Below are 11,490 nucleotides of genomic sequence, written 5' to 3' on the forward strand. Positions count from 1 at the left end.
AGTTTTCCAGAGCTCGCCGAGATCAAATGTGGGAGCGGGCTTGCTCGCGAAGGCGGTGTATCAGGCGATATATATGTTGAATGACAATCCGCTTTCGCGAGCAAGCCCGCTCCCACAGGGGATCGGTGTGCCACAGGTATCGGGTGGTTACCAGGGGATTGTTTCGCCTTTGTAATTGACGAAGTGATGCCCACCCTTGCCGGCGAAGGCATTCACTTGGTCGATCAGCCCACGGGTGCTGGTCTCGACATCGAGGTCCGCGCCTTCGCCGCCCATGTCGGTCTTTACCCAACCCGGGTGCAGCGACAGTACCGTCAATGACTGCTCGCCCAGTTGGCTGACGAAGCTGTTGGTCATGGAGTTGAGCGCTGCCTTGCTGGCCTTGTACAGCGCCAGTTCCGGCGCGTCGGGCATGGTCACGCTGCCCAGCACTGAACTCATGAATGCCAGCACGCCGCTGCCGTCGCGGATCTGGCCGACGAAGCGCTGGGCCAGGTTGATCGGCGCCACCGCGTTGGTGAAGAACAGCTGGCCGACTTCGGCCAGCGTCGCGCCGCCCGGGCTCTGGTTATCCGGGCCCTTGACCCCGGCGTTGACGAACAACAGGTCGAAGGTCTCGCCCTTGAGCTGCTGGCTCAGGGCGATGACGGCTTGCTGGTCGTCCATGTCGAGTTTTTCGATCCGCACCGGGCCCAGCGCTTTCAAAGCCTCGGCGTTCTGCGGGTTGCGCACGGTGGCGGTCACGTTCCAGCCATCGCTGAGCAGCGTCTTCACCAGGCCGAGGCCCAGGCCCCGGGAGGCGCCGATGATCAATGCGTTTCTTGCCGAAGTCATGAGGGGCATCCTTGAAAGAAAAAGGTCACGGGTTTAATGGACAACGTTGCCCGAGCCGTTGTTTCAGCTCTTGACGCAACGCGTCGAGTTCGGTCATGCGGGTTTCGATCAGGTTCAGCTTGTCTTGCAGCAATTGCGTCACGGCGCAGTCGGGGTCGGGGGCGTTCCACAGGGCGGCGACGCTCGCGCCGATCTCGCCCAGGGTAAAGCCCAGGCGCTGGGCGGTCTTGATATAGAGCACCAGTTGGACGATGTCGGCGGGGTAGTCGCGATAGCCATTGGCGCTGCGCGATGCTGCGATCAGGCCACGTTGCTCGTAGAAACGCAGCGTGTCTCGACTGACGGCGCAGGCTTGGGCTAATTCACCGATACGCATTGCGAAGCTCCAGAGGACTTGACCTTGGAGCATACCCCAGGCTTTAGCCTCTTTGCTCCTCGATTATCTGGAGCAACGTGTATGTGGAGTTCGATGCAATATCGCCGGGTGGTGCTTGGCAGCGCCTGGTACGACCTGATCGTGTCGGCCGCGCTGGCCACGCCGTGGAGCTTTGCGGCGGTGCATGGCGTGTTGGTGAGCATGACTCAGCTCTTTGACCTGCCTGGGGACCTGCCACCGTTTGCGCCGGCGCATGTGCTGATGGTGAATCTGATGGGCTCGATTGTCTGCGTGTGGGCGGTGCTGCGGATTCGTGATCCGCAGGCGCTGTATGGGCGTTATGACGCGACGGGGCGGTTTCTATTCTCGGCCTGGATGCTGTATGCGCTGCTTCATGGAGCCAGTGCGGTGTTGTGGGTTTTCCTGTTTTTCGAAGTGGTGTGGGGCGTCGTGCAGATGCTGCCCGTCCGTGGCGAGGGAGCTTGCTCCCGCTGGGGGGCGCAGCACCCCTCATAGGCAGGCGACTGCTGCGCAGTCGAGCGGGAGCAAGCTCCCTCGCCACAGGGTTCTCAATGCCCCGCCTGCCAAGGCTGCCCCAGGGACACCGGCGCATACAGCCGCGTGCGCACGGCATCCCGGGACAGCAACACCAGCACCAAAATGGTCGCGGCATACGGCAGCATTGCCAACAGGCTCGACGGAATCGCCAACCCCAATCCCTGGGCCACCAGGTGCAGGATGCTGGCGAGGCCGAACAGGTAGGCGCCCAGCAGCAGGCGCCACACCCGCCAACTGGCGAACACCACCAGCGCCAGGGCGATCCAGCCGCGCCCGGCGCTCATGTTCTCGGCCCACATCGGCGTGTAGGCCAGCGACAGATAGGCGCCGGCCAACCCGGCCATGGCGCCGCCAAACAGCACCGCCAAGGTCCGCACCCACAACACCGGCAGGCCCATGGCACTGGCGGCATCGGGGTTCTCGCCGACGGCCTGGATGATCAGCCCGGCGCGGCTCTTTACGATCACCCACGCCACCAGCGCAAACAGCGCAAAAGAGAGGTACACCAGCAGGTCCTGGGCGAACAGCATTCGTCCGATCAGCGGGATGTCACTCAAGTAGGGTATGGCCAGCGGCTCAAAGCCGGCCAACGGCTTGCCGACCCAGGCCGCCCCGACAAAGCTCGACAGGCCCACCCCGAAAATCGTCAGCGCCAGTCCGGTGGCGACCTGATTGGCGTTGAACACCAGCGCCACCAGCGCGAACAATGCCGACAACAGCATTCCCGCGGCCATTGCCAACAGCACGCCGAGCCAGAGGTGGCCGCTGTTGAACGCGACGATAAAACCAATCACCGCGCCGAACAGCATCATCCCTTCCTGGCCCAGGTTCAGGACGCCGCTTTTTTCGCAAACCAACTCACCCAGGGCCACCAGCAGCAGCGGTGTGCCGCAGCGAACCATGGCATAGAAAATATTGCTCAACAGGTCGATATCCATCACAAGGCTCCTGCCTGTACCGCGGTGGTTCGGGCGCGCCGGATCCAGCGCAGGTTCAGGCGGGGCCGGTAGAGAATCAGCACGTCGCAGGCCAACAGGAAAAACAGCATCATCCCCTGGAACAACTGGGTGATTGCCTGGGGCAGGTTCAGCGACATCTGCGCACTCTCACCGCCGATATACAGCAAGGCCATCAACAGGCTGGCAAACAGAATGCCGATCGGATTGAGGCGCCCGAGGAATGCCACGGTAATCGCCGCATAGCCATAGCCCGGCGACACCTGCGGCACCAGTTGGCCGATCGGCCCGGCGACTTCGCAGACGCCGGCCAGACCGGCCAGCGCACCGCTGATCAGCAGCGCCAGCCACACCAGTGGCTTCTGGCGAAAACCGGCAAAACCAGCGGCGCGGGCATCGAGGCCCAGCACCTTGATCTGAAAGCCAACAAAGCTTTTCTGCAGCAAGACCCACACCGCTACCAGCGCCAGCAGGGCGAAATACAGCCCGGCATGAACCCGGCCATCGTCCAGCAGCAACGGCAGGCGACTGGCCTCGCCGAACATCGCCGACTCGGGGAAGTTGAACCCCGCCGGGTCTTTCAACGGCCCGTGGACGCAAAAGAGCAGCAGGTTCAGGGCGATGTAATTGAGCATGATGCTGGTCAGGATCTCGTTGGCGTTGAAGCGCGTGCGCAGCCACGCCGTGAGCGCGGCCCAAGCCGCCCCGGCCAGGGTGCCGGTCAGCAGGATCAACACCAATGCCCAGCGACTCTGCACGTCGATGATGTTCACCGCCACGGCACTGCCGGCCAGGGCGCCCAGCAGCAATTGGCCTTCGGCGCCGATGTTCCAGATCCGCGCCTGATAGGCCACTGCCAGGCCGAGGGCGCAGAGCAGGATCGGCAAGGTCTTGATCAGCCATTCGGACACGCCGTACAGGTCGCTGATCGGGGCGATCAACAGGGTGTACAACGTTTGCAACGGGTCATGCCCAAGGGCGATAAACAGCAGCGAGCCGCAGCCCAGGGTCAACACGGCGGCCAAGAGCGGCGAGCACCAGAGCATCAGGCGCGATTGCTGGCCGCGGGGTTCGAGAGAAAGCAGCATGTGGAACTCCGTTAAACCGGCGCGGGGGCAGGGGATTGAGGGGCGTCGAACTGGCCGGCCATCCAGGCGCCGACGTCGCTGAGGCGGGTCTCGACGGTGGGACGCAAGGCCGACAGACGCCCGCCGCACAAGGCCCCGAGACGGTCGCTGATCTGAAACAGTTCATCGAGGTCTTCGGAGATCACCAGGATCGCCGCGCCCGCGTCGCGCAGGGTGATCAGGGCGCGATGGATGGTCGCTGCCGCGCCGACGTCCACGCCCCAGGTCGGGTGCGCGGCCACCAGCAGCTTTGGCTGTTGCAGGATTTCCCGGCCCAGGATGAATTTTTGCAAGTTGCCCCCCGAAAGGCTGCGCGCTGGGGTTTTGGTGTCGGGCGTCTTCACGCCAAAACGACGGATGATCTCCTCGGCCAGGTGTTCGACCTTGCTGCGTAGAACCAGCCCATGGCTGACCAGGCCCTGTTGGAAGGCGCTGAGCAAGGCGTTATCCGCCAGGCTCAATTGCGGCACGGCGCCATGGCCCAGGCGTTCGGCGGGGACGAATGCCAGGCCAAGCTGGCGACGAGCGTCGGGGCGCAGGTGCGCTACGGGCTGGCCGCCGAATCGAATCGTTTCGCCTTGCTGGCGGGGAAGCGGCGTTTCCCCACTGAGCAACGCCAGCCATTCATCCTGGCCATTGCCCGCCACCCCGGCGATGCCGACGATTTCGCCGCTGCAAACCTCAAGGTCAATGTCCCGTAGCGAGCAGCCGAACGGGTCCGGGTTGTGCCAAGACAGTTTGTTGATGTGCAGGAAGGCTTTGTCTGCGCTGACCTTGGGGTAATCCATGATCAATCCTGCGGCCTCGCCAACCATCAGTTGCGCCAGCTCTCGGTCCGAGCAATGCGCCGGGGTGCAATGCCCTGAGACGCGTCCGCCGCGCAGCACCGTGGCGCTGTGGCACAACGCGCGCACCTCCCCGAGCTTGTGGCTGATAAACAAAATGCTGCAGCCCTCGCTCGCCAGGCGGCGCAAGGTCACGAACAGTTCTTCGGCTTCTGCGGGCGTGAGTACCGAGGTCGGTTCATCGAGAATCAACAGCTGAATGTCTTGCATCAGGCAGCGAATGATCTCTACCCGCTGGCGTTCGCCAATCGACAGGCTGTGGACCAGCCGCTGCGGTTCCAGGGCCATGCCGTAGCGCCGGGAAACTTCGCGGATCCGGGGCTCCAGTTGCGCTGGCGTACCGGCTGCCGCGCCCATCGCCAGGGCAATGTTCTGCGCAACGGTGAGGGTTTCGAACAGCGAGAAATGCTGGAACACCATGCCGATGCCCAGGCTGCGAGCTTGGGCCGGGTTACGCAGGTTGACGCGCTGGCCATGCCAGATCACCTCACCCGAATCGGCAGCGGTGACGCCGTAGATAATCTTCATCAGGGTGCTTTTTCCCGCACCGTTTTCCCCCAGCAGGGCGTGGATTTCGCCGGGCTGGATGCTCAGGTCGATGGCGTCGTTGGCCAGGCAACCGGGGTAGCGTTTGCTGATCTTGCGCAATTGCAGGCGCGCGATGGAGTCGGGGTTGGACATGACAGGCTCGGGCCGATGGACAGGAATGCCCGTGGATAAAGCAATTTCCTGGCCATCAGGTCAGGAAATTGCCTTGAGTGCCGTTGCTGAGGCCTTCCGCGTCAGGCCTGAGCATCTGTAGTGGGGAAATTCTGCACCGCCTTGGCGCGCACGGGTCTGGCCCAGGCAGCGGTTTGCCCTGAAATGGGTGGTCAAAAATTGAACAAGCGGCTGTGAGCCATGTCCTTCATGGGGCGGAAGGAGCCATGAACGGGTTATCCACAGCTTGCTCCACAGTTATTGTGTGCAAGCCGGAAACTCGGGCATAAGCACTGCGAGGCTTTCTTCTAAAGGTGATAAACCGCCGCAAGCGGTTGTTTTGTGGATGGATTTGTCGTTTCTGCAGGACTTTGGCTGAAAAATGAGCAACCCGCTGAAACCCGCATGACAGAAGGGTTACAGAGGGATGTGCTCAGGTTATCCACAGTCGGGTGCACAGTGGATGTGGGCAAGTTGAACGATTGCGCGATGCCCTGAAAGATTGCAGCCTGCGAACTCAACGCTCCAACAGGATCCGTCCACGGCTCAGGTCGGCCAGTTGCGTTTGCAAGGTTTCGATGTGGGCTTCGCCCACGGCCAATTGCAGGTCCACGCCATTGGCGGTGAAGCGCTCTTCATTCACCAGCCCACCGCACTCGGCGACGCGCAGTTTCACCAGGGGCAGTTCGGCGAACCCGCAACTACAGTGCAGCGGCACGCGGCTGATCAATTCGATTTTCTCAGCGTTTTGCAGGCACTTGTTCGCGCCGCCGCCGTAAGCCCGGGCGAGCCCACCGGTGCCCAGTTGAATCCCGCCATACCAGCGAATCACCAGCACCACGACCTGATCGCAGGCCTGGGCTTCGATCGCGGCCAGGATTGGCCGCCCGGCGGTGCCACCCGGCTCGCCATCGTCGTTGCTGCGGTACTGGTCGCCGAGTTTCCAGGCCCAGCAGTTGTGGGTGGCATCCAAGTCGCTGTGCTGCTCGATGAAAGCCTGGGCATCGGCGGGGCTGGTGATGGGCGCGGCGAAGGTGATGAAGCGGCTTTTGCGAATTTCTTCGCGGTGCTCGCAAAAACCGGCAAGGGTAAAGGGCATGGCGATCTTAAAGAGTGGGTGTCAGGCCGCAGCCCTTGAGAATGATGCGGATCAGGTTGTCGCCTGCGTCGATCATGTCTTGTTTGGTCAACTTGCTGCGACCGGTCACGCGACAGATCTGGGTGGCGAAGTCGGCGTAATGCTGGGTGCTGCCCCACAACAGGAAGATGAGATGCACCGGGTCGATCGGGTCCATCTTGCCGGCGTCGATCCAGGCTTGGAACACGGCGGCCCGGCCATTGAACCAGGCACGGTAATCCTGGTTGAAATATTCGGTCAGGCATTCGCCCCCGCTGATCACTTCCATGGCGAACAGTCGCGAGGCCTGGGGCTGGCGGCGAGAGAACTCCATTTTGGCTCGGATGTAGCGGGTCAAGGCTTCGGCCGGATCATCCTCGGCGGTGAGGGTGTTGAAGGTGCTGTCCCACAATTCGATGATGTTGCTCAGCACCGCCACGTACAGGCCGAGTTTATTGGTGAAGTAATAATGCAGGTTCGCCTTGGGCAGCCCGGCCTTGAGGGCGATGGCATTCATGCTGGTGCCTTTGAACCCGTGGCGAGCGAATTCATCTTCGGCGGCCTTGAGAATCGTCTCTTCGTTCTTTTGACGAATGCGGCTGGTGGGCTTGCCACCGTGGGCAGGGACTTCAAAGGTCATGGGCGTTTCCGGGCTGGGTCTGTGGGCAAGCAAATGCGTTGATAGCGCACCGGCATCGATCCGACAAGTGCCATCACACTAAAAGCCTCTCGATGGCGATCCTCTGCCCCTTGTGGGAGCGGGCTTGCTCGCGAAAGCGGAGGGTCATTCAATATAGGTGTCGCCTGATACACCGCCTTCGCGAGCAAGCCCGCTCCCACAGGGGTTAGCGGGTGGCTGCGAGGCTCTCGAGAAAACTCTCCAGCACCAAGTGAGGCCGGCGCCCCTTGCGCGTGACCGACGCCAGACTCAGGTCATAGAACCGTGCCGCAGGCTTGAGGGCCCGCAACCGACCTTGCTGGACCCAGAGGTTGGCGTAGTGATCGGGCAGGTAGCCGATGTAGCGCCCGGTAAGAATCAGGAACGCCATGCCTTCGCGGTCCGATGCACTCGCGGTGCAATTAAGCGCCTGGTAATGGGCCTGGATCTCGGCCGGCAGGCGGAACGTCGGGGCGATGGCGTCCTGGCTGTTGAGGCGTGCGTCTTCAAGTTGTTGGTCATCGACATAAAACAGTGGATGCCCGACCGCGCAGTACAGCAGCGAACGTTCACTGTAGAGCGGTTGATATTCCAGCCCGGACAGGGCACTGGCCTGGGGAACCACGCCGACATGCAAGCGACCGTCGAGCACGCCTTGCTCGACTTCGTTGGGGGCGATCATGCGAATCTGGATCTGCACGTCGGGCCCGCGCTCTTTCAATTGCGCCAGGGCATGGGTGATGCGCATGTGGGGCAGGGTGACCAGGTTGTCGGTGAGGCCGATGGTCAACTCACCGCGAAGATGCTGGTGCAGACCGTTTACCTCGGTGCGAAAGCTTTCCAGTGCGCTCAGTAACTGCAACGCCGATTGATAGACCTCGCGCCCTTCTTCGGTCAGGGAAAACCCCGCGCGCCCACGTTGGCACAGACGCAGGCCGAGGCGCTGCTCAAGGTCGCTCATCTGCTGGCTGATGGCCGAGCGGCCGATGCCCAGTACGGTTTCCGCGGCGGAGAATCCACCGCACTCCACGACGCTGCGAAAAATGCGCAGCAGGCGAATATCAAAGTCGCTGACCTGGGCCAGAGGATCGGGACGACGAGTGCTCATAGTTTAGTGATCCGCCGACTGAAGGTTACAAAAGTTGGATTTCATTGACTTTATCGTCGTGGCAACTTAGCTGCAAGAACGCCTTTCGATCCCCTGTCGCTTATGACCTGCGAGGTTTTGTCGATGAACATGCCCGAACACGCTGCCGGTTCCCTGGCTAGCCAGCTCAAGCTGGATGCCCACTGGATGCCTTACACCGCCAATCGCAATTTCCAGCGCGATCCGCGCCTGATCGTAGCTGCCGAAGGCAGCTGGTTGGTGGATGACAAGGGGCGCAAGGTCTACGACTCGCTGTCGGGCCTGTGGACATGTGGCGCCGGGCACACCCGCAAGGAAATCCAGGAAGCGGTCGCCAAGCAACTGGGTACTCTCGATTATTCGCCGGGGTTCCAGTACGGTCATCCGCTGTCATTCCAACTGGCGGAAAAGATCACCAGCCTGACCCCGGGCAACCTCAATCATGTGTTCTTTACCGATTCCGGTTCCGAGTGCGCCGATACCGCAGTGAAGATGGTCCGCGCCTACTGGCGTCTCAAGGGCCAGGCGACCAAGACCAAGATGATTGGCCGTGCCCGTGGCTATCATGGTGTGAACATCGCCGGCACCAGCCTCGGCGGTGTCAGCGGCAACCGCAAGCTGTTCGGCCAGGCCATGATGGACGTCGATCACTTGCCCCACACCTTGCTGGCCAGCAATGCCTATTCCCGTGGCATGCCGAAAGAGGGTGGCATCGCCTTGGCGGATGAGCTGTTGAAGCTGATCGAACTGCACGATGCGTCCAATATCGCTGCGGTGTTTGTCGAGCCGATGGCAGGATCAGCCGGCGTATTGGTGCCGCCTGAGGGTTACCTCAAGCGCCTGCGGGAAATCTGCGACCAGCACAGCATTCTGCTGGTGTTCGACGAAGTGATCACCGGTTTCGGCCGCACCGGTTCGATGTTTGGTGCCGACAGCTTTGGCGTGACCCCGGACCTGATGTGCATCGCCAAGCAAGTCACCAATGGCGCGATCCCCATGGGCGCGGTGATTGCCAGCTCCGAGATCTACCAGACCTTCATGAACCAGCCAACGCCCGAGTACGCAGTGGAATTCCCCCACGGCTACACCTACTCGGCACACCCGGTGGCCTGCGCGGCGGGCCTGGCGGCGCTGGACCTGCTGCAGAAGGAAAACCTGGTGCAGAGCGTGGCCGAAATCGCCCCGCATTTCGAGAATGCCTTGCACGGCCTGAAGGGCGCGAAGAACGTCATCGACATCCGCAACTACGGCCTGGCCGGCGCGATCCAGATCGCCGGGCGCGATGGCGATGCCATCGTGCGTCCGTTCGAAGCCGGCATGGCGTTGTGGAAAGCCGGGTTCTATGTGCGGTTCGGCGGCGACACTCTGCAGTTCGGGCCAACGTTCAACAGCAAGCCACAGGACCTGGATCGCCTGTTCGATGCAGTCGGTGAAGTGCTGAACAAACTCGACTGACGCATTCTTTTTACAACGGGCGCCCGGCCACGGGCGCCTGTGGATAATTCTGGAGTCCCCATGAGCCTCATCCCGCATTTGATCAATGGCGAACTGCTGAGCGACAGCGCTCGCACCGCCGATGTTTTCAATCCGTCCACTGGCCAGGCCATTCATAAGGTGCCATTGGCTGATCGTGCGACTATCCAGCAGGCCATCAATGCCGCCAAGGCGGCTTTTCCGGCCTGGCGCAATACGCCAGCGGCCAAGCGCGCCCAGGTGATGTTTCGTTTCAAGCAATTGCTGGAGCAGAACGAGGCGCGTATCGCCCAGTTGATCAGCGAGGAACACGGCAAGACCTTGGAAGACGCGGCGGGTGAGCTCAAGCGCGGCATCGAAAACGTCGAGTTTGCCTGTGCAGCGCCGGAAATCCTGAAGGGCGAATACAGCCGTAACGTAGGACCGAACATCGACGCTTGGTCAGACTTTCAACCTTTAGGCGTGGTGGCGGGCATCACTCCGTTCAACTTCCCGGCGATGGTGCCGCTGTGGATGTATCCGCTGGCGATCGTCTGCGGCAACTGCTTCATTCTCAAGCCGTCCGAGCGTGATCCGAGTTCGACGCTGCTGATCGCCCAGTTGTTGTTGGAAGCCGGTTTGCCCAAGGGTGTACTGAGCGTCGTCCATGGCGACAAGGCTGCGGTGGATGCACTGATCGAAGCGCCGGAAGTCAAGGCGCTGAGTTTTGTCGGTTCGACGCCGATTGCCGAGTACATCTATGCCGAGGGCACTCGACGTGGCAAACGTGTCCAGGCGCTGGGTGGGGCGAAGAACCATGCGGTGCTGATGCCGGATGCCGACCTGGACAATGCCGTCAGCGCGCTGATGGGCGCGGCATACGGTTCATGCGGTGAGCGTTGCATGGCAATTTCGGTGGCGGTGTGTGTCGGCGACCAAGTGGCAGATGCGTTGGTGTCCAAACTGGTGCCGCAAATCAAGGCGCTTAAGATTGGCGCCGGTACGTCTTGCGGGTTGGACATGGGGCCGCTGGTAACCGGTCAGCATCGGGACAAGGTCAGTGGCTATATAGAAGAGGGCGTGGTGTCAGGCGCTTCACTGGTGGTTGATGGTCGCGGCTTGAGTGTGGCCGGGCATGAGGAGGGGTTCTTCCTTGGTGGTTGCCTGTTCGATCGCGTGACCCCCGAGATGCGTATCTATAAGGAAGAGATCTTTGGGCCGGTGCTGTGCATCGTCCGGGTCAATAGCCTGGAAGAGGCAATGCAACTGATCAATGATCACGAGTATGGCAACGGCACCTGCATCTTCACCCGCGATGGCGAAGCGGCGCGGTTGTTCTGCGATGAGATCGAAGTCGGCATGGTGGGCGTCAACGTTCCATTGCCGGTGCCAGTGGCCTATCACAGCTTTGGTGGCTGGAAGCGCTCGCTATTCGGCGACCTGCATGCCTATGGCCCGGACGGCGTGCGTTTCTATACCCGTCGCAAGGCCATTACCCAGCGTTGGCCGCAGCGTGCCAGCCATGAGGCTTCACAATTCGCTTTCCCCAGCTTGTAATTGGAAGTGAAGAGGCTGGCGCCCTTGGGCGCCGGCCTCTGTGTTTACGGGGCTTTTTGGCTGATATGACAGAATTGTTAAAATAGGTGTTGACGGCAGATTCTGGAAGTCTATAATTCGCCCCACTTCCGGCGCAGTCGAAACGGAAAACTCCTTGAGATTCAATGAGTTAAGTAGGTTTCGAA

At 61.5% G+C, this 11,490-nt stretch carries 12 protein-coding genes; 3 read left to right on the forward strand and 9 right to left on the reverse strand.

The window, feature by feature from the left end; translation table 11 throughout:
• Positions 1-147 precede the first annotated feature (147 nt).
• Entirely contained in the window at positions 148-834 is a 687-nt protein-coding gene (locus tag HU715_RS26975; protein WP_186707956.1) for an SDR family oxidoreductase, read from the reverse strand.
• A gap of 25 nt (positions 835-859) precedes the next feature.
• On the reverse strand, positions 860-1,210 hold the full coding sequence (locus tag HU715_RS26980) for a MerR family transcriptional regulator (protein ID WP_186707958.1): 351 nt from the start codon (positions 1,208-1,210) through the stop codon (positions 860-862).
• An 81-nt stretch (positions 1,211-1,291) separates the two neighbouring features.
• On the opposite strand from HU715_RS26980, the gene HU715_RS26985 reads away from it, so the two are divergent.
• On the forward strand, positions 1,292-1,726 hold the full coding sequence (locus HU715_RS26985) for a hypothetical protein (protein WP_186707960.1): 435 nt from the start codon (positions 1,292-1,294) through the stop codon (positions 1,724-1,726).
• Between the two features lie 53 nt (positions 1,727-1,779).
• On the opposite strand, the gene HU715_RS26990 is transcribed toward HU715_RS26985, so the two are convergent.
• From HU715_RS26990 to HU715_RS27015, 6 genes are all read right to left on the reverse strand, one after another.
• Complete coding sequence (locus HU715_RS26990; protein WP_186707962.1) at positions 1,780-2,706, reverse strand: ABC transporter permease; 927 nt, start codon at positions 2,704-2,706, stop codon at positions 1,780-1,782.
• Complete coding sequence (locus tag HU715_RS26995; RefSeq protein WP_186707964.1) at positions 2,706-3,812, reverse strand: ABC transporter permease; 1,107 nt, start codon at positions 3,810-3,812, stop codon at positions 2,706-2,708. Before HU715_RS26995 ends, HU715_RS26990 begins: the two co-directional genes overlap by 1 nt.
• An 11-nt stretch (positions 3,813-3,823) precedes the next feature.
• Positions 3,824-5,377 carry an ABC transporter ATP-binding protein gene (locus HU715_RS27000; RefSeq protein WP_186707966.1) on the reverse strand — a complete coding sequence of 518 codons (1,554 nt, stop codon included), beginning with the start codon at positions 5,375-5,377 and terminating at the stop codon, positions 3,824-3,826.
• Positions 5,378-5,912: 535 nt separating this feature from the next.
• A complete protein-coding gene (locus HU715_RS27005; RefSeq protein ID WP_186707968.1) occupies positions 5,913-6,494 on the reverse strand; it encodes an IMPACT family protein in 582 nt (193 codons plus the stop codon).
• Positions 6,495-6,501: 7 nt separating this feature from the next.
• Positions 6,502-7,152 (reverse strand): TetR/AcrR family transcriptional regulator, encoded by a 651-nt coding sequence (locus HU715_RS27010; RefSeq protein ID WP_186707970.1) that lies wholly within the window; start codon positions 7,150-7,152, stop codon positions 6,502-6,504.
• A 205-nt stretch (positions 7,153-7,357) separates the two neighbouring features.
• On the reverse strand, positions 7,358-8,278 hold the full coding sequence (locus HU715_RS27015; protein ID WP_186707972.1) for a LysR family transcriptional regulator: 921 nt from the start codon (positions 8,276-8,278) through the stop codon (positions 7,358-7,360).
• 123 nt (positions 8,279-8,401) lie between these two features.
• Between HU715_RS27015 and aptA the strand changes: the two genes are divergently transcribed.
• Together aptA and HU715_RS27025 are read left to right on the forward strand one after the other, a co-directional pair.
• A complete protein-coding gene (aptA, locus tag HU715_RS27020) occupies positions 8,402-9,751 on the forward strand; it encodes an omega-aminotransferase AptA (RefSeq protein WP_060739305.1) in 1,350 nt (449 codons plus the stop codon).
• Between the two features lie 60 nt (positions 9,752-9,811).
• Entirely contained in the window at positions 9,812-11,305 is a 1,494-nt protein-coding gene (locus HU715_RS27025; protein ID WP_186707974.1) for a CoA-acylating methylmalonate-semialdehyde dehydrogenase, read from the forward strand.
• Here HU715_RS27025 and HU715_RS27030 read toward each other — a convergent pair.
• The coding region (locus HU715_RS27030; protein WP_217884368.1) for a hypothetical protein at positions 11,279-11,490 on the reverse strand (212 nt) is incomplete at its 5' end. The genes HU715_RS27025 and HU715_RS27030 overlap by 27 nt on opposite strands.

Origin of the sequence: Pseudomonas zanjanensis, from assembly GCF_014268745.2 — a bacterium.
Classification (GTDB): domain Bacteria; phylum Pseudomonadota; class Gammaproteobacteria; order Pseudomonadales; family Pseudomonadaceae; genus Aquipseudomonas; species Aquipseudomonas zanjanensis.

Bases quoted from the DNA above. Each gene is read 5' to 3' on its own strand.
- HU715_RS26975 (WP_186707956.1), bottom strand. From the start codon at position 834: ATGACTTCGGCAAGAAACGCATTGATCATCGGCGCCTCCCGGGGCCTG.
- HU715_RS26980 (WP_186707958.1), bottom strand. From the start codon at position 1,210: ATGCGTATCGGTGAATTAGCCCAAGCCTGCGCCGTCAGTCGAGACACG.
- HU715_RS26985 (WP_186707960.1), top strand. From the start codon at position 1,292: ATGTGGAGTTCGATGCAATATCGCCGGGTGGTGCTTGGCAGCGCCTGG.
- HU715_RS26990 (WP_186707962.1), bottom strand. From the start codon at position 2,706: ATGGATATCGACCTGTTGAGCAATATTTTCTATGCCATGGTTCGCTGC.
- HU715_RS26995 (WP_186707964.1), bottom strand. From the start codon at position 3,812: ATGCTGCTTTCTCTCGAACCCCGCGGCCAGCAATCGCGCCTGATGCTC.
- HU715_RS27000 (WP_186707966.1), bottom strand. From the start codon at position 5,377: ATGTCCAACCCCGACTCCATCGCGCGCCTGCAATTGCGCAAGATCAGC.
- HU715_RS27005 (WP_186707968.1), bottom strand. From the start codon at position 6,494: ATGCCCTTTACCCTTGCCGGTTTTTGCGAGCACCGCGAAGAAATTCGC.
- HU715_RS27010 (WP_186707970.1), bottom strand. From the start codon at position 7,152: ATGACCTTTGAAGTCCCTGCCCACGGTGGCAAGCCCACCAGCCGCATT.
- HU715_RS27015 (WP_186707972.1), bottom strand. From the start codon at position 8,278: ATGAGCACTCGTCGTCCCGATCCTCTGGCCCAGGTCAGCGACTTTGAT.
- aptA (WP_060739305.1), top strand. From the start codon at position 8,402: ATGAACATGCCCGAACACGCTGCCGGTTCCCTGGCTAGCCAGCTCAAG.
- HU715_RS27025 (WP_186707974.1), top strand. From the start codon at position 9,812: ATGAGCCTCATCCCGCATTTGATCAATGGCGAACTGCTGAGCGACAGC.